Source organism: Paenibacillus yanchengensis (assembly GCF_042684845.1).
Lineage (GTDB): Bacteria > Bacillota > Bacilli > Paenibacillales > Paenibacillaceae > Pristimantibacillus > Pristimantibacillus yanchengensis.
The window spans coordinates 142,409-157,594 of the sequence record NZ_JBHUMH010000012.1 but is presented as its reverse complement, the minus strand read 5'-3'; the positions used below and the strand labels follow the sequence as shown (position 1 = coordinate 157,594).

At 38.0% G+C, this 15,186-nt stretch carries 19 protein-coding genes; 17 read left to right on the top strand and 2 right to left on the bottom strand.

Translation table 11 applies throughout. The annotated features are described in order from the left end of the window. Window positions 1–27: 27 nt before the first annotated feature. Together serA and ACFSTH_RS04485 are read right to left on the bottom strand one after the other, a co-directional pair. Entirely contained in the window at window positions 28–1,620 is a 1,593-nt protein-coding gene (serA, locus tag ACFSTH_RS04490; protein ID WP_377771725.1) for a phosphoglycerate dehydrogenase, read from the bottom strand. 239 nt (window positions 1,621–1,859) lie between these two features. Next, window positions 1,860–2,777, bottom strand: coding sequence for a hypothetical protein (locus ACFSTH_RS04485; RefSeq protein ID WP_377771723.1), 918 nt, complete (start codon window positions 2,775–2,777; stop codon window positions 1,860–1,862). Between the two features lie 135 nt (window positions 2,778–2,912). Between ACFSTH_RS04485 and ACFSTH_RS04480 the strand changes: the two genes are divergently transcribed. From ACFSTH_RS04480 to plsY, 17 genes are all read left to right on the top strand, one after another. Continuing rightward, window positions 2,913–3,506, top strand: a complete 594-nt coding sequence (locus ACFSTH_RS04480; RefSeq protein WP_377771721.1) for a CPBP family intramembrane glutamic endopeptidase — start codon at window positions 2,913–2,915, stop codon at window positions 3,504–3,506. After that, window positions 3,503–3,733, top strand: a complete 231-nt coding sequence (locus ACFSTH_RS04475; RefSeq protein WP_377771719.1) for a hypothetical protein — start codon at window positions 3,503–3,505, stop codon at window positions 3,731–3,733. The genes ACFSTH_RS04480 and ACFSTH_RS04475 overlap by 4 nt, the downstream gene beginning before the upstream one ends. A gap of 112 nt (window positions 3,734–3,845) precedes the next feature. Continuing rightward, window positions 3,846–4,175 (top strand): hypothetical protein, encoded by a 330-nt coding sequence (locus ACFSTH_RS04470; RefSeq protein WP_377771717.1) that lies wholly within the window; start codon window positions 3,846–3,848, stop codon window positions 4,173–4,175. 250 nt (window positions 4,176–4,425) lie between these two features. Next, window positions 4,426–5,031 carry a genetic competence negative regulator gene (locus tag ACFSTH_RS04465; RefSeq protein WP_377771715.1) on the top strand — a complete coding sequence of 202 codons (606 nt, stop codon included), beginning with the start codon at window positions 4,426–4,428 and terminating at the stop codon, window positions 5,029–5,031. Window positions 5,032–5,160: 129 nt separating this feature from the next. Continuing rightward, complete coding sequence (gene prsW, locus ACFSTH_RS04460) at window positions 5,161–5,850, top strand: glutamic-type intramembrane protease PrsW (RefSeq protein ID WP_377771713.1); 690 nt, start codon at window positions 5,161–5,163, stop codon at window positions 5,848–5,850. A 48-nt stretch (window positions 5,851–5,898) separates the two neighbouring features. Beyond that, window positions 5,899–6,072, top strand: coding sequence for a hypothetical protein (locus ACFSTH_RS04455; protein WP_377771711.1), 174 nt, complete (start codon window positions 5,899–5,901; stop codon window positions 6,070–6,072). A gap of 98 nt (window positions 6,073–6,170) precedes the next feature. Further along, window positions 6,171–7,553, top strand: a complete 1,383-nt coding sequence (gene ypeB, locus ACFSTH_RS04450; protein ID WP_377771709.1) for a germination protein YpeB — start codon at window positions 6,171–6,173, stop codon at window positions 7,551–7,553. A gap of 75 nt (window positions 7,554–7,628) precedes the next feature. Continuing rightward, window positions 7,629–8,282: a flagellar brake protein gene (locus ACFSTH_RS04445; RefSeq protein ID WP_377771705.1), complete on the top strand. Its 654-nt coding sequence runs from the start codon at window positions 7,629–7,631 to the stop codon at window positions 8,280–8,282. Between the two features lie 21 nt (window positions 8,283–8,303). Next, window positions 8,304–8,543 (top strand): hypothetical protein, encoded by a 240-nt coding sequence (locus ACFSTH_RS04440; protein ID WP_377771703.1) that lies wholly within the window; start codon window positions 8,304–8,306, stop codon window positions 8,541–8,543. Between the two features lie 84 nt (window positions 8,544–8,627). Further along, window positions 8,628–9,422 carry a (d)CMP kinase gene (gene cmk / locus ACFSTH_RS04435; RefSeq protein ID WP_377771701.1) on the top strand — a complete coding sequence of 265 codons (795 nt, stop codon included), beginning with the start codon at window positions 8,628–8,630 and terminating at the stop codon, window positions 9,420–9,422. A 3-nt stretch (window positions 9,423–9,425) separates the two neighbouring features. Continuing rightward, complete coding sequence (locus tag ACFSTH_RS04430) at window positions 9,426–10,013, top strand: lysophospholipid acyltransferase family protein (RefSeq protein WP_377771699.1); 588 nt, start codon at window positions 9,426–9,428, stop codon at window positions 10,011–10,013. A gap of 93 nt (window positions 10,014–10,106) precedes the next feature. After that, the gene (gene rpsA / locus ACFSTH_RS04425; RefSeq protein WP_377771697.1) at window positions 10,107–11,342 is read left to right on the top strand and encodes a 30S ribosomal protein S1; all 1,236 of its coding nucleotides are present in this window, start codon (window positions 10,107–10,109) and stop codon (window positions 11,340–11,342) included. Between the two features lie 90 nt (window positions 11,343–11,432). Further along, on the top strand, window positions 11,433–12,080 hold the full coding sequence (locus ACFSTH_RS04420) for a YphA family membrane protein (RefSeq protein WP_377771695.1): 648 nt from the start codon (window positions 11,433–11,435) through the stop codon (window positions 12,078–12,080). Beyond that, a complete protein-coding gene (locus tag ACFSTH_RS04415; RefSeq protein WP_377771693.1) occupies window positions 12,047–12,997 on the top strand; it encodes a YIEGIA family protein in 951 nt (316 codons plus the stop codon). Before ACFSTH_RS04420 ends, ACFSTH_RS04415 begins: the two co-directional genes overlap by 34 nt. Next, complete coding sequence (locus ACFSTH_RS04410; protein WP_377771691.1) at window positions 12,990–13,172, top strand: capping complex subunit for YIEGIA; 183 nt, start codon at window positions 12,990–12,992, stop codon at window positions 13,170–13,172. The genes ACFSTH_RS04415 and ACFSTH_RS04410 overlap by 8 nt, the downstream gene beginning before the upstream one ends. A gap of 73 nt (window positions 13,173–13,245) precedes the next feature. Continuing rightward, window positions 13,246–14,568, top strand: coding sequence for a ribosome biogenesis GTPase Der (gene der / locus ACFSTH_RS04405; RefSeq protein ID WP_377771689.1), 1,323 nt, complete (start codon window positions 13,246–13,248; stop codon window positions 14,566–14,568). A 12-nt stretch (window positions 14,569–14,580) separates the two neighbouring features. Continuing rightward, on the top strand, window positions 14,581–15,180 hold the full coding sequence (plsY, locus tag ACFSTH_RS04400) for a glycerol-3-phosphate 1-O-acyltransferase PlsY (protein WP_377771687.1): 600 nt from the start codon (window positions 14,581–14,583) through the stop codon (window positions 15,178–15,180). Window positions 15,181–15,186: the final 6 nt, after the last annotated feature.

Sequence of the window (15,186 nt, the reverse complement as noted above, 5' to 3'; positions counted from 1 at the left end):
ACGAATATTATTGTTGTTCGTGAAACATTACACAAGTGTAATTTCTTTTGCGATATTCAAATCGGCAATTTCGGTTAATTGCTTTAATACTTCTTTCGGTGTCGGCTTATCTACACCAAGTACCATAATTGCTTGTCCGCCCGCTAGTTTACGTCCAACTTGCATTGTGGCAATATTCACATTGTTACTGCCTAGCAAAGTTCCTACATTCCCAATAAGACCAGGTTTGTCATTATGGGAGATCAAAATCAAATTACCAACTGGTGCAACGTCTACTGGAAATTTGTCGATTTGGACAATTCTCGGCCCATATCCTGTTAATAAAGTTCCTGCTACGCTACGTTCTTCTTTTGCCGTTTTTAATGTAACAGTAAGTAGGTTCGTAAAGTCTTTGGCAATATGTGACTTTTGGATGACGATATTTACATCACGAATTTTGGCAAGATGCATCGAGTTGACTACGTTAACTTGATCTTCGCCCAAATGGTTAGCAAGTACACCACGTACAATATAGCGTGTTAATGGCTGCGTATCTACTTCAGCCAAATCACCTGCATAGCTAACTACGATTTCTTGTACAGCACCACTAGCTGCTTGAGCAATAAAGCTGCCTAGTTTGACACCTAGATCGTAGTAAGGCTGCAATTTATTTTGTAAACTTGCTGAAATGGGAGGCATATTAACAGCATTTGCAAATGGTTCATTGCGTAAAATATGCAAAATTTGTTCCGATACGTCAATCGCAACATTTTCTTGCGCTTCTATCGTTGACGCTCCCAAATGCGGAGTAACTATAATTTTTGGATGAGACAAAAATGGATGTTCTGGGCTTGGTGGCTCTGACTCGAATACGTCAAAAGCTGCACCAGCAACGATGCCATTATCGATTGCTTCAACCAATGCTACCTCGTCAATAATACCACCGCGAGCACAGTTAATAATTCGCATTCCTTTTTTCATAATAGCGAACTGATCTCGACTAACCATATGACGTGTTTCTGGAGTAAGTGGAGCATGAGCAGTAATAAAATCTGCTTGTTGCACAATCTCATCGACTGAAGCAAGTGTAATGCCTAATTTGGCAGCACGCTCTTCCGTCATAAAAGGATCGTAGCCTAGTATATTCATACCGAATGCTTTTGCTCGTTTGGCTACTTCGCTACCAATACGTCCCATTCCAAGCACACCGAGTGTTTTATGACGAAGTTCAACTCCGAGGAATGACTTGCGGTCCCATTCACCAGTAACTGTTTTAGCATAAGCTTGTGGAATATGACGTGCTAATGCCATCATCATAGCAAAGGCATGTTCGCAAGTTGTAATCGTGTTTCCGTCTGGAGCATTAATGACAATAATTCCACGCTGTGTTGCAGCTTCTAGATCAATGTTGTCTACTCCAACACCTGCTCGTCCAATGACCTTTAGTTTAGTAGCAGCTTCCATAATTGGTTTTGTTACTTTTGTTTGACTACGCACTAATAGAGCATCGAATTCTCCAATAATTTCAATAAGTTCTGCTTCGCTTAAACCGGTTTTTTTAACGACAGTAATATCAGCAGCTTCTGTTAATTGCTGTATCCCTTGATCGCTAATAGGGTCAGATACTAATACTTTGAACATAATAATCCTCCTGTACAGGGTTTTCCAGCCTAGAAGGGCAAACCCTAAAATTATGAACAGAAAAACCCTCTTCCTGGCACTAAACATGCACAGGACGAGAGTTTCATCACCGAATGTTAGACTATTTTAGTTTATAGTATTTACAGATGAAAATGCAATGAAAAAACAAAATATTATACAAAACTTCATAAATTAGTTTTAAAAATTGCTGATATTGTCAGAATTTTGAACAAGTTCATTTACATATTATCTGGATAAAAATAAGGCAATTGCGGTAAAAGTTGTTTTTCATCATACTTCATTTTATTGTTGATGAAATCTCCAGCACGAACGGCTTTTGTATCAATTAACAATTGCACGATTTGTTCAAAAGTTGTAAGCATCATTTTGTCCGCTTGCCCATTTGTAATAAAGTCGTCGATGCGACTTGTTAAATCTTGTGGTAAAAATGGTTGTATCGTTTTTTGCTCCTTCAATATTTCTGCCACTAGTCTGTTTTTGATCGTGAGTGGGAGTGTTTTCCATTTATCTAGTTTCAAAGGTTTTTGTGCTTTGTACTGCTGCGGTAGATCGGAATCCAAAGAAACGGCCCATTTCTCCATCGCTGTAAAATAATAATGTTGTGCAGTGAATGCCAACTGTACAGACTCATTATATATTTTGTCTTGTTCAATGGCTTGCAGCAACTTTTCTCCAGCATCGTTTTTTGCATACTTGGCTGCTTTTTCAGCAGCGTCATGGAATGTTCGTAAACTACGAATATAATTCGTTTGAGCATATCCAAGTAATGGCGTTTTGGACAAATTAACGGATCGAGCTTCTTCAGCTTTTTTGCTGGCTAATTTGGCTAGACCGTTGAACATAGCGGTTTCGTCGAAAGATTGTCCTTGTACTAATTTGTTAGTCGCATTTAACCATTCGTTTTCAAACTCTCGATAAGGAGAGTACACCGTGTGATAAAAAGAGACAAGATCTTGTTGCTGATAATTATGCGCTTCCCCCGCGACTTCCTCCGGAGGCAATAAACTAGCATACTTTGCGTTCGATTTTTCAGCACCGATATGCATACCATAAAAAAAGGCAGCGACAGCACATATAATCATAAAAATAAAGCCAACACTAAATAACATTGCAGTAGTTGTTAAACGTTTTTCCATAATGATTCTCCTTCTATATGTCTAATCCAGAACTGTATATTAAAGTCTGGAAATACTCCGTGTTGATTGTTATTGTCTATATCTAATAGTAAAATGATAATGTTTGATGGATCATGTCAGAATAGGCGGGTGGAAATGAAAAAATTTAACTTTCGCAATATCCGAGTTCGAAAAGTAACGGTAGATGAGCTGGATGACCGAATGTTGCTTATTAATTTATATATGACACAATCACTTATTTTTATTATCGGTTTTGTTTGGGTTTTATTTCAGCGTCAAAACGTAAACAAGCTATTTTCTTTTCCAAAAACGTTAGATTTCCTATATTTTGGTGCGGGATTAGCCTTAATTGTTATTATTTTAGATCTCCTCATTTCTAAATTTGTGCCGGACGAAGCGATGGATGACGGTGGAGTTAATGATCGTATGTTTGGAAATCGACCGGTATGGCACATTATTGTTATATCATTTATTGTAGCGGTTTGCGAAGAGTTGTTATTTCGAGGTGCTATTCAATATGCTATTGGTCCATATTGGACGAGTATTGTATTTGCTGTTATTCACATTAGATATTTGAAACATTGGATTCCTACAGCAATCGTATTTTTGAGCAGTTATGGCTTAGGGCTTATTTATGAACATACTGGTTCTATTTGGGCACCTATTGTCGCTCATTTTTTGATTGATTTGGTGATGGGATTAATTATTAGATTCAGGAGGAAGTCATGAGTAGGAAGGAGAAGTTCAGCAGAGCCAATAGAAAGAAAAGGATAAAGAAACAATTTATTGAAGCTGCTACTTCAGCAATAGAAACAACAGAGGAAATGCCAGCTAGAAGTAAAAAGCATCCTTCGAGTAAGCAACAAATGACGAAGCTTTTTTATAATACGTTATTTGTTTTATTTGTACTATTAGTTATCGTGTTATTTTGGTATGGATTGGAACATAGTGAGTAAATATCGCTTATTTCCTTAAATTATATGATCATTAATTTTAAAAAATGGCTACACTATAGGATGCATGCTGACAGATGCTTAGTATGTAATTCGTTGAAAAGAGGTGTAGTAAATGCGGGTAGGAAATATGTTACTTGGAGCAGTTTTAGGCGCAGCTACTATAATGGTTGTTGCTCACAGGAGACCGCAGTTAGTGGAAGCTGTCAATGATGCTGTGGCGGATACAGCTACGAATATTGGCAGAAAGTCAAGTCAGATGTTTCGGAAAATGAAGCGACAAGACTTCAAAAAAGAAATGCAGACAGTTATTCCAGAAATAAAGCATGAAGCAAAAGAAATGTGGGATAAGACGAAACATTTTGCCGGTGAAATAAATGATGAAATTATGCATTTACAGCATAATAATCATGAGAATGATGACAAAATAAAGCACCAGCATTAAAAAGAAGTGCCGTTTGAAGAAATAATTTATCTCTCCATAGAAATGATGAAGTGAACAATAATCGTATATGTGTACAGTATTCTTATATGCAAGAATATTTGTCCATATATACGATTATTTTTTTGTTAATAATAGTGCATATGCTGAGCATCCATGGTAAAGTATTTACATAGTATGATAAGATCAAGGTCAATTTATCGATATCATGCAATTTTATTATTATTACGTAATTGTAAAGGAGGATCCTGTCATGAAAATTGAACGCCTGGGTCAGGATAAGATAAGGATTTTTCTGACATTCGACGATTTGTTGGAACGGGGGATCCAGAAGGAAGATATGTGGCGTGAGCCGCCAAAATTGCATGATTTGTTCAGTGAAATGATGGAACAAGCATACAATGAACTTGGATTCGAAGCGATCGGACCACTAGCTGTTGAAGTGTTTGCTATGCCAGCTCAAGGCATGATTGTAATCGTTACAAGAGGTCGTTCATCTCGAGATGATCAATTATTGGAAGAGGACCTCGATGAAGAGCTATATGAGATGGAAGTAACGATGGAACAAAGCGACATTATTATGTACGCATTTGCTGACTTTGAAGATATCGTCTCCGTTAGCAAGCAGTTCAAATCGTCAGGATTAACAAATAGCGGTCGTCTATATTCGTATAATGAAAAATGGATTTTGGTATTTGAGCCTGATTCGATTGAGCTGAATAGCCATCATGCAATTATAGCATTACTGGCTGAATATGGTGAAGCTACTTCAGTAACTTATGCCATGTTGGAAGAGTACGGAAAGATTATTATTGCAGATGAGGCGGTACAGCAGATTAACCAACATTTCACCTTCTAAATTTTAGGAGGTGAAACCCCGTGAGGATGAAGAGCAGTCGTCGATATTATAGACTAGCTGCTCTTTTTACAATTACTTTAATGGTTACTATGACACAGCCTAGTCTAATTACGAGAAAGCAGGTAAACTATGCTGTTATTTTCATTGCTAAGTGTAGCTATCGCTCCAGGCTTGTCCTTGTTAACCTATTTGTATTTACGAGACAAGTACGATGCTGAGCCTGTTCATATTGTTGTCAAAATGTTTGTGATGGGTATTATTATTTTGATACCGATTATGGTTATTCAGCGTGGGCTTCAGCTATGGGCTGCAGACCTGCCTTGGATTGTATCATATATTGAATCCGCGGGCGTGGAAGAATTTTTCAAATGGTTTATATTATATCATTTTATTTTTAACCATGTAGAATTTGACGAGCCGTACGATGGCATACTGTATGCTGCTGCTATTTCACTCGGATTTGCTACGATGGAAAATATTTTATATGCCATATTTACACCAGTGTCATTTTCGATGATGTTTACTAGGGCGCTGCTCCCAGTAGCTGGACATGCTATTTTTGGCATATTAATGGGTTATTATTTAGGGAAGGCAAAGTTCTCAAAGCGAAGAAAATACTACTTGTTCATATCAATCAGTGTACCGGTTTTATTACATGGTACGTATGATTTAATATTACTTTCATTACCTGCTACTTGGATATGGTATCTTCTTCCATTCATGATCTTCATTTGGATATGGGGGTTGCGGAAAATGGAACGTGCGCATGCTCGCTCTCCATTTAAACTTTATATCAAAGAAGATGAGGTTAATTATTGAAAAAATAGTTAATAATGCTTCATAACTGACATCTTAATAGAGGAGGATATGAAGCGGTTGGTGGATGTATTTAGAACAAAGGTAATGATTCGTTGCAATTTGTGTGGAGAAAAGTATATTTTGCGTGGTCGCCGGATTGATCAAACCATTGATACTGGTTTTAAACAATGTATATGTGATAATACGGAAGACTTGCACATGGAGGAGTATAGTCCGACATAATAAAAAAACTTTGTTTTCCTTTTTTGGCGAAAATGTATAAAGCCCCATTCGTTCAAGCAAACTAAGATCAGGTTTGTTAACGAAAGGGGCTTTAGTTTATGTATAAGCGAATAAGTGCAGTGATGTTTCCGATTACGTTGTTACTGTTAGTGGGGTTTATTTTTTGGGGAGTACAGCAATATCAAGCAAAACAAGCGGTTTTAATTAAAGCAGAAAATCAATATCAGCGTGCATTTAACGATTTGACATTTCATATGGGAAAATTAAATAAACAGTTGGGGGAAACATTAGCCGTTCATACGTCTTCCAATGGTCACCAAAGGAAAGCGTTAGTTAACGTGTGGCGCTTGTCTGGTGAAGCACAAACAGAAGTAAGTCAGTTGCCACTTAGTTATTTGCCGTTTAGTGATGCGGAGCAGTTTTTATCACGGATCTCTAATTTTGCTTATAAGGCATCCGTAAGAGATTTGTTAAAACAACCTTTAACAGATCAAGAATTCAAAACGCTACAGACGTTACATGAAAAATCGCAAGAAATATCACAAGATTTGTCGAAAATGCAGCAAGAAGTGTTGGATAACAACTTGCGTTGGATGGATATTGAAATGGCGATTGCCAAAGAAGATGCAGCACAAGGAAATTTGGTCGTAGATGGGTTGCTTGATATTGATAAAAAAATTGGTGAGTATCCTGAACTAGATTGGGGTCCTTCCGTAATGAGTATGTATGAGCAAAAAAGCTTTAAAGCACTAAGTGATCATTATGTATCGCCGGAAGAAGTGAAAAGTAAAGCGGTAGATATGTTTGGCTGGGATAAAAGTAAAATAAAAATAGAAGAAAATGGTGTAGATAGTGAGTACGCTAGTTATGTTGTCACTTACGCTACATCTGACGAAAAAAAATACGTACGAGCTCAATTTGCCAGACAAGGCGGTCATTTATTGTTTTATATGAATGATCGAGAAGTGAAAGAGGAAAAACTTCAGCTTGAAGAAGTCAAAAATGCTGCGGATAAACTATTAGAAAAATTGGAATTTAAAAATATGAAAGCTATTAGTTACGATAAGTTTTCGAATAGTGGTACGTTTACTTATGTAGGATCGCAAAATGGTGTGCTATTGTATCCAGAAAAAATTGTCGTTGAGATGGCGCTAGATAATGGTGATTTATTGAGTATGCAATCGAGAGAATATGTACAAGAGCATCAAAAAGAGCGGAAATTACCAGAGCCAAAAATTAGTTCAGCGGACGCTCGAAAAGTACTTCATCCGAAAATGGCCGTTGAAGTGGAGCGATTAGCGGTTATTAAAGGAGAATCAGGCGAAGAAGTGCTTTGTTATGAATTTACAGGTAAAATCAATGACACCATTTATCGAATATATATAAATGCCGAAACAGCGATAGAAGAAGCGATTGAACAAATGAGTAGAGAAGATAAACACGTTACTACTGCACTAGGACAAGTGATGGGTCAAAAGTAGTGTAAAATCAACTAAAAAGATGATGCTCCCTTTCTAATGGCATGTTATAATATGCATAAGTAGGAGGGGAGCCAATTGTTTCCAAAAGTTAATCAAATGCTTTACTATTATATCGCAAACTCTGCCGGTGAAGAAAGTGAAGTAGAGTACAAATCAAGAATTGCTGATGATTTAGGAGATGCATTTTTAATTGAATACCCTATGTATCAAAACAATGGTGGCTACAAACGACTGCTTATAGGAGATGAATTAGCTGCCTATTACATAACGGACGAGGGTATTAAGAACTATTTCAACACTAACGTCATCGGTTTTTCTGTCGATCGTTTACAATTAGTAAAAATAATTAAGCCTAGTGAAGAAAGAATTACAAAGGTCCAAAGACGCAACTTTTTACGAGTACCTGCTGAACTTGAATTAGCGGTAAAGTTCCCTAACCAAAAAAGATATTTATGTAAAACATATGATGTTGGCGGTGGAGGTATTTCATTCGTTACGGATTTTGAACATGCCGTTTTCGTAGGAATGACGATGGAATGCTGGCTGCTTATTCAATATAAAAACGGTCTGATTGAACATGCCCCTTTTCATGCGGAAATCGTTCGGTTAAATCAATTGGAAAGTGGTCGACAACATGTGATGTGCAAATTTGTTTCAATTAAAGACTTAGAACGGCAAAAGCTAATTCGTTATTGTTTTGAACGTCAATTAGAATTTCGCAATCGATAGGGAAGAAGGAGTACGAATGAGATGAGTGACAAAAGTATAACAGCTAAATTACGACAATCTCATGAACAATCTCAAGATCGAAACCATATGCAATCGAACCAAAAATGGATCGAACGTTATGATTCTTATAGTAAAAAAGCGTTTCATTTGGCGATAGTTGCTTGCATTATAATCATTCTTATTCAGATTGCTATGCAAAACGATACGATTCGTCATTTTTTAACATCGGTAGAAGTATTAGAAGGGCAGCTGCTGGAATGAGCAGCTTTTTTGCATGTTGTATGTTTCTATGGTATAATTTTCACGTTCGCAGGCATTGCCTGCTTTTTGTTTGAAGCATAAAAAATGCGCCCAAAGCTTCTGCTTTGGCTCGTTTTATTATCTGCACAACTGATGCAAGCTAGCTTGCAAAAAGGGGGAGAACTGAGCGTGTCACAGCAACATAGTGACCGTGATCAAGCAGGTAACCGGATTAATATTGCTATTGATGGACCTGCTGGAGCAGGGAAAAGTACGATTGCTAGAATGGTAGCTGGTCAACTTAATTACATCTATATCGATACTGGTGCAATGTACAGAGCGGTAACATTAGCAGCGCAACGAGCAAAAGTTGCCTCTAGTGATGAAGCTGCTTTAGAGCAATTGCTAAAGAAGATTCAAATCACATTGCTGCCAGGTGATGAAGGTCAATTAGTATGGATGAACGATGAGGATGTAACAGGAGCTATTCGAAAACACGAAGTGACGGAACAAGTATCATACTATGCTGCTCAAAGAGTAGTCAGAGAAGTTCTTAGCCAGTGGCAACGAGAATTGGCTGCTACTAAGGGAGTAGTAATGGATGGTAGAGATATTGGAACTGCAGTATTGCCTAGTGCAGAACTTAAAATATTTTTGACAGCTTCCGTGTCAGAACGAGCTTCTCGTAGGTTCAAACAACTAAAACCTCATGAACAAATGGATCTTGAAACGTTGGAGAAAAGTATTGCAACTCGGGATGAGTTGGATAAACAACGGGACATTTCTCCATTAGTACAAGCGGAAGATGCTATATTACTAGACAGTACTGGCAAAAGTATTGATGAAGTAGTACAGGAAGTTGTTAATCTTGGGAGATGTAAGATGGCGGGGGAGAACTAAACGATGATGTATCAGATTTTCAGGTTTTTACTTCGTGCCATGTACCGCCTTTTGTTTCGTTTGGAAGCAAGAGGGGTAGAAAATGTACCAGTAGAAGGTCCGGTTATTATTGCGTCTAATCATTTAAGCAATTTTGATCCACCTACAGTTGGTGTCTTGTTAAAGCGAAAAGTTCGATTTATGGCAAAAGAAGAACTTTTTAAAGTTCCTGTATTGGGACCATTAATAAATTCATTTGGTGCGTTTCCTGTAAGACGTGATGGAATCGGAAAAGATGCTATTAAAACGGCACTTAATCTGGTCAAGTCAGGAGAAATGTTAGGTATTTTTCCAGAGGGAACACGTAATAATGATTCTGGTATGGCCAAAAAAGGAGCGGCTTTGATCGCAGTGCGAAGCGGTGCAGTTATTATTCCAACAGCTATCGTTGGGGAGTATAAACTGTTTCGTAAAACCTATGTTTATTACGGTAAACCATTAGACTTGCAAGCGGTTGTAGACCAAGCTGGTGATCAAGATAAGTTAGAAGCGGTTACGGAAGCTATTATGAGGCGTATCCATATGCTTATCGAACAGCATCATTCTAGTTAAAAGACTGCTTTGAACTAGTTTATCGGCGGATGAAATAGTGAACAAAGTGGATTTTAAATAAAGTAAGGGCAACAATCGAGGAGGTTATATTGAATGTCAGAAGAATTGAATGTGCAGGAAACTGCATCAGAAGAAGTAACTCAGGAGGCTATGGACAACCTAGTGTCTCTTAAAAAAGGTGATACCGTTACTGGTACTATCGTGAAAATTGAAGATAACCAGGCTTACGTGAGCATTGGATATAAATATGATGGTATTATTCCAATCCGTGAGCTATCTTCGCTACAATTGGAAAATGCAGCAGATGCTGTACAAATCGGTCAAGAAGTAGAGCTTAAAGTCGTTCATCTTGACGACAACAAAGAAGTTCTTAAATTGTCCAAAAGAATAGTAGACGGTGAAAAAGCTTGGGATGTATTGCAACAACAGCTAGATACTAAAGAAGTTTTTGAAGTAGTAGTAGCTGACGTTGTAAAGGGAGGATTAGTAGCAGATGTAGGTCTGCGCGCATTTATTCCAGCATCTATGGTTGAGCGTACATTTGTAGAAGATTTTAGTGATTATAAAGGCCGCACGTTGCGCGTCGTTGTAAAAGAACTAGATCGTGAAAATAACAAAGTTATTTTGTCACAAAAAGATGTGTTGGAAGCTGAATTTGAAGCTAACAAACAAAAAGTGATGGAAACTCTGCAAGTAGATCAAGAGTTGGATGGTACAGTACAACGATTGACTCCATTTGGTGCTTTTGTAGATATCGGTGGTGTTGACGGGCTAGTTCACGTATCTGAACTTTCTTGGGAGCATGTTGCTCATCCGAAAGATGTTGTCTCAGAAGGGCAACAAATTCGTGTGAAAGTACTAAAAGTTGATCCAGCAGCTGGGAAAATCAGCTTAAGTGTAAAAGCGGCTCTACCAGGTCCATGGGAAACTGCTGCAACAGAATTAAATGTTGGTGACATTGTAACAGGAACGGTTCGTCGTATTGTAACTTTTGGTGCGTTTGTTGAAGTTGCTCCAGGAGTTGAAGGACTAGTTCACATTTCACAAATTGCTCATCAGCACATTGCAACTCCACACGAGGTACTTAAAGAAGGGCAAGAAGTTCAAGCTAAAATACTTGATGTAAGTGTTGAAGAAAAACGTATCAGCTTGAGCATTAAAGAAACAGAAGAAGCACCTGCAAAATCAGAGCAACCAGCTCGTGGTGAACGTGCAGAACGTGCGCCAAGACAAGAAGATTTGAATAATCCAAACGTTAGCTTGAACAGCTCTAGCATGAGCTATTCACTAGGTGAGCGTTTTGGTGATAAACTAAGCAAATTTAAATAATAAATATTGTATATTAAAGTGCTATTCCCGTTATCAATGGGAATAGCTTTTTTTGTTTAGCACATAATAGTTCACATGGAAGGTGATGACATGATGACTAGCGGCTATTACTTTATTTTCACCGTCATAGTTTTAATTGTTTTATTGTTAACCGATTGGAAACCAATTATTGCTCCTCATTTATCAACAAAATTAACGATTTGTTCCATAGTATTGTTAGTTATCATGACATTTGTTCCATATCATATACCAATAGTAGGTGTATCATTCGTGACCGTAACTGCCCCTGTTTTTTTGTTGGGCATCATCGCTATAGCTATTTTGATATACCGGATAGTTGCAGTGAAAAGTATAGTTAATCTGTTGTTATCGGTTGGAGGAATTACAGTTTGCTACACTTTTATTAGGCATCTTTATTTTGTAGATCCGATATATTATTGGTTATCACCTCAGCATGATGCATTATTGTTGGCTGCTTGTATCAATGTTTTGTTGATAAGAAATGCAGCGGAGCAGTTTGCTGTTGCTACAATTACCCTTCTATTAGGGAATGTTTGGTTAGAAAGGTTGAATTCACCATCAACACATTTTTATTTAGGATCGTTGGAATGGTGGGATGAATTTGCACTAACGATATTATTTGTTGTTGTTTTGCGCATCGTGTATTACTATTTTTTACATTTTAAACTAAGTATGCAGCATAAATGGTCTTTGTTTCGGAAAGGGGGATCTACTTGATTACAACATTTCTTGAGGAAAACAAGCAGTTATTAGCCATTAGTTTAGCTCTCTTAGGCGGAATTGTAGCTAGAATGATATTGTTACGTACCGACTATCGGCAATACCCTACTTTCCCGCATGGAAAAATAATTCATCTTTCTTTAGGTGTTATTGCTGCTGCATTAGGTTCTGTATCTGTACCAGCACTGCTAAGTAAAGACTACACAGCTATTACTTTTTTAACATTAGCGGCGCAGCAGTTTCGTGACGTTCGAAAAATGGAGCGAGAGACGATGACGAAGCTGGACAGTCAAGAATTGGTAAGTAGAGGAGCTACATACATTGAAGGAATTGCTATGGTATTCGAGGGACGTAATTATTTGGTCATTATTAGCTCGTTAGTTACTAGTTTTTTTGCTTCTGTATTTTCAATATGGTGGGGGCTTGTGGCGAGTGTTATCATATTGATAATAGTTACAAAATTAAAATCAGGGAAACAATTACAGCATATTACTGAAGTGAAGCAAGGAACAGTGAAAATAGTTGGACCCGATCTATATGTTGATGATATTTACATTATGAATGTTGGCTTAAAGAGCAACCAACACATTATGGCAGAGCATAGTTTAGGGTTCATTCTTACCCCTCATAATCCGAATGGAAAAGTGACGATATCCAATTTGGGTCAACGACAAGCTATATTATATGATCTTGCGACTATATTAGGCGTTTACCGTGACTCGGGTGAACCGGCACTGATTCCGATGGCAAAGCTCGATATTGCAGAAGGAAGATTAGCGGTGTTTGTTATTCCAAAAGAAAAGGATGTCAGTAAAGCACTGCAAATAATAAAACAAGTACCGTTGCTGGAATCAGCTGTACGGATGCCAACGGAAGCTTTTGCTAATGAGAAGGGTGGAGTGGAACATGGCTAATATTATAGCGGTAATAACGAATGATGGAACCAAGGTAAAAGCAGGCGGAGCGCCGGTCTTTGTTGAACATAACGACGAAGCTCGAGAGCAAGTTGCTTTTTTATTAGAAAAAATATTAGATGCTAGTGCACATAATTTAAAAAATGGATCAATAATTATTGTAAATAGACAATGAAAGGTTAGCCAACTCGCCACTTTTTTGCTATGATTGGTAACGTGAGAAAGTTTGAAGGAGTGGACAATTGAATATGGCTAGACCAGTAGTAGCAATAGTTGGAAGACCAAACGTAGGGAAATCAACGATTTTTAATCGTATTATCGGCGATAGATTAGCTATTGTTGAGGATAAACCTGGCATTACAAGAGATCGAATCTATGGTGTTGGAGAGTGGAATGGCAAAGCTTTTAGCGTCATTGATACTGGCGGTATAGATTTGGATAATAATGATGAAATTATGCAATCTGTTCGGGCTCAAGCAGAATTGGCTGTGCAGGAAGCGGATGTTATCATTTTTATGGTTGATGTCAAATCAGGTATTACGCATGCAGACAGTGAAGTAGCGCAAATGTTATTTCGTTCGCGTAAACCAGTCGTTCTGGCTGTAAATAAAGTAGACAATGATGAAAGAATGACTGATATTTACGAATTCTATAGTTTAGGGTTTGGAGAACCGATCGCGTTATCGGGTTCACATGGTATCGGTATAGGAGATTTATTGGATGCCGCTACAGAATTGTTGCCAGAAGATCACTCGGAAGAATATGCTGATGATGTAATAAGGGTGGCATTGATCGGTCGACCGAATGTAGGTAAATCTTCACTTGTTAATGCCATATTGGGTGAAGAACGAGTCATAGTCAGCGATGTGGCTGGCACAACCCGAGATGCTATCGATACGCCGTTTGAGCATGAAGGACAGCGTTATGTTCTGATCGATACAGCTGGAATGAGAAAACGTGGCAAAGTTTATGAAACGACAGAAAAGTATAGTGTGTTACGAGCGATGAAAGCCATTGAACGAGCGGATGTTGTGCTAGTGCTTATTAATGGTGAAGAAGGCATTATCGAGCAGGACAAGCATATTGCTGGATATGCACATGAAGCTGGAAAAGCTTCGATTTTTGTTGTAAATAAGTGGGATACGGTAGAGAAAGATGATCGTACGATGCAAGAATTTACAAATGCTGTTCGTGACCAATTTTTATTTATGACTTATGCTCCGGTTGTTTATTTGTCGGCTCTTACGAAGTCAAGATTGCATAAATTGCTACCTGTCATTAATTACGTTTCTGATCAGCATGCCATGCGTATTCAAACGCATTTATTAAACGATGTAGTATCGGATGCGGTGGCGATTACTCCACCTCCGTCTGACAAAGGAAAGCGTCTACGAATCAATTATGTTACACAAGTGGCTACGAAACCACCGACAATTATATGTTTCGTTAATGATCCGCAATTGATGCACTTTTCGTACGAACGCTACCTTGAAAACAAAATTAGAGCTGCATTTAATTTTGAGGGTACACCAGTTCGTATATTTTCTCGACGTAAATCCGAAGACGGTTAGGGGAGAAGGAAAGTGCTATATAATATCATAGCGATTATAGCAAGTTATTTGTTAGGTTCAATCTCATTTAGTATCGTCTATGCACGGTTGTTTAAAGGTATTGATATTAGACAGCATGGCAGTGGTAATGCGGGTGCAACGAATACTTTGCGGATATTAGGAAAGGGACCTGGAATATTAGTATTTTTACTTGACTTCGCCAAAGGAACTGTAGCGGTATTGCTCGGTTATTGGTTAAGTACAAATGAATGGGTTCCTGTATTATGTGGCCTAGCTGCTATTATCGGTCATAATTGGCCGATATGGTTTCGCTTTAAAGGCGGCAAAGGAATTGCGACAACGGTAGGAGCGATGGCAGCTCTTGCCTTTTGGCCTGCGTTAATTGCAGGAATATTGACTATTATTTTAATTGCCATTACTAAGTATGTGTCAGTTGGTTCTTTGTTGTTTGCAACTTTAACTCCAATTTTCGTAGCAATTTTTAATTTTTCTTGGCCTTTGTTCGGTGGAACGCTTATTATTTGTTTATTTGCATTTGTAAGACACCGCTCGAATATTGTAAAGTTGTTACAAGGAAAAGAGAACAAGCTTGGTACGAAGAAAGGGATGTAAGCCGAT

Coding starts and splice junctions, on each gene's coding strand:
- serA (WP_377771725.1), bottom strand. CDS start 1,620: ATGTTCAAAGTATTAGTATCTGACCCTATTAGCGATCAAGGGATACAG.
- ACFSTH_RS04485 (WP_377771723.1), bottom strand. CDS start 2,777: ATGGAAAAACGTTTAACAACTACTGCAATGTTATTTAGTGTTGGCTTT.
- ACFSTH_RS04480 (WP_377771721.1), top strand. CDS start 2,913: ATGAAAAAATTTAACTTTCGCAATATCCGAGTTCGAAAAGTAACGGTA.
- ACFSTH_RS04475 (WP_377771719.1), top strand. CDS start 3,503: ATGAGTAGGAAGGAGAAGTTCAGCAGAGCCAATAGAAAGAAAAGGATA.
- ACFSTH_RS04470 (WP_377771717.1), top strand. CDS start 3,846: ATGCGGGTAGGAAATATGTTACTTGGAGCAGTTTTAGGCGCAGCTACT.
- ACFSTH_RS04465 (WP_377771715.1), top strand. CDS start 4,426: ATGAAAATTGAACGCCTGGGTCAGGATAAGATAAGGATTTTTCTGACA.
- prsW (WP_377771713.1), top strand. CDS start 5,161: ATGCTGTTATTTTCATTGCTAAGTGTAGCTATCGCTCCAGGCTTGTCC.
- ACFSTH_RS04455 (WP_377771711.1), top strand. CDS start 5,899: ATGAAGCGGTTGGTGGATGTATTTAGAACAAAGGTAATGATTCGTTGC.
- ypeB (WP_377771709.1), top strand. CDS start 6,171: ATGTATAAGCGAATAAGTGCAGTGATGTTTCCGATTACGTTGTTACTG.
- ACFSTH_RS04440 (WP_377771703.1), top strand. CDS start 8,304: ATGAGTGACAAAAGTATAACAGCTAAATTACGACAATCTCATGAACAA.
- cmk (WP_377771701.1), top strand. CDS start 8,628: ATGCGCCCAAAGCTTCTGCTTTGGCTCGTTTTATTATCTGCACAACTG.
- ACFSTH_RS04430 (WP_377771699.1), top strand. CDS start 9,426: ATGATGTATCAGATTTTCAGGTTTTTACTTCGTGCCATGTACCGCCTT.
- rpsA (WP_377771697.1), top strand. CDS start 10,107: ATGTCAGAAGAATTGAATGTGCAGGAAACTGCATCAGAAGAAGTAACT.
- ACFSTH_RS04420 (WP_377771695.1), top strand. CDS start 11,433: ATGATGACTAGCGGCTATTACTTTATTTTCACCGTCATAGTTTTAATT.
- ACFSTH_RS04415 (WP_377771693.1), top strand. CDS start 12,047: ATGGTCTTTGTTTCGGAAAGGGGGATCTACTTGATTACAACATTTCTT.
- ACFSTH_RS04410 (WP_377771691.1), top strand. CDS start 12,990: ATGGCTAATATTATAGCGGTAATAACGAATGATGGAACCAAGGTAAAA.
- der (WP_377771689.1), top strand. CDS start 13,246: ATGGCTAGACCAGTAGTAGCAATAGTTGGAAGACCAAACGTAGGGAAA.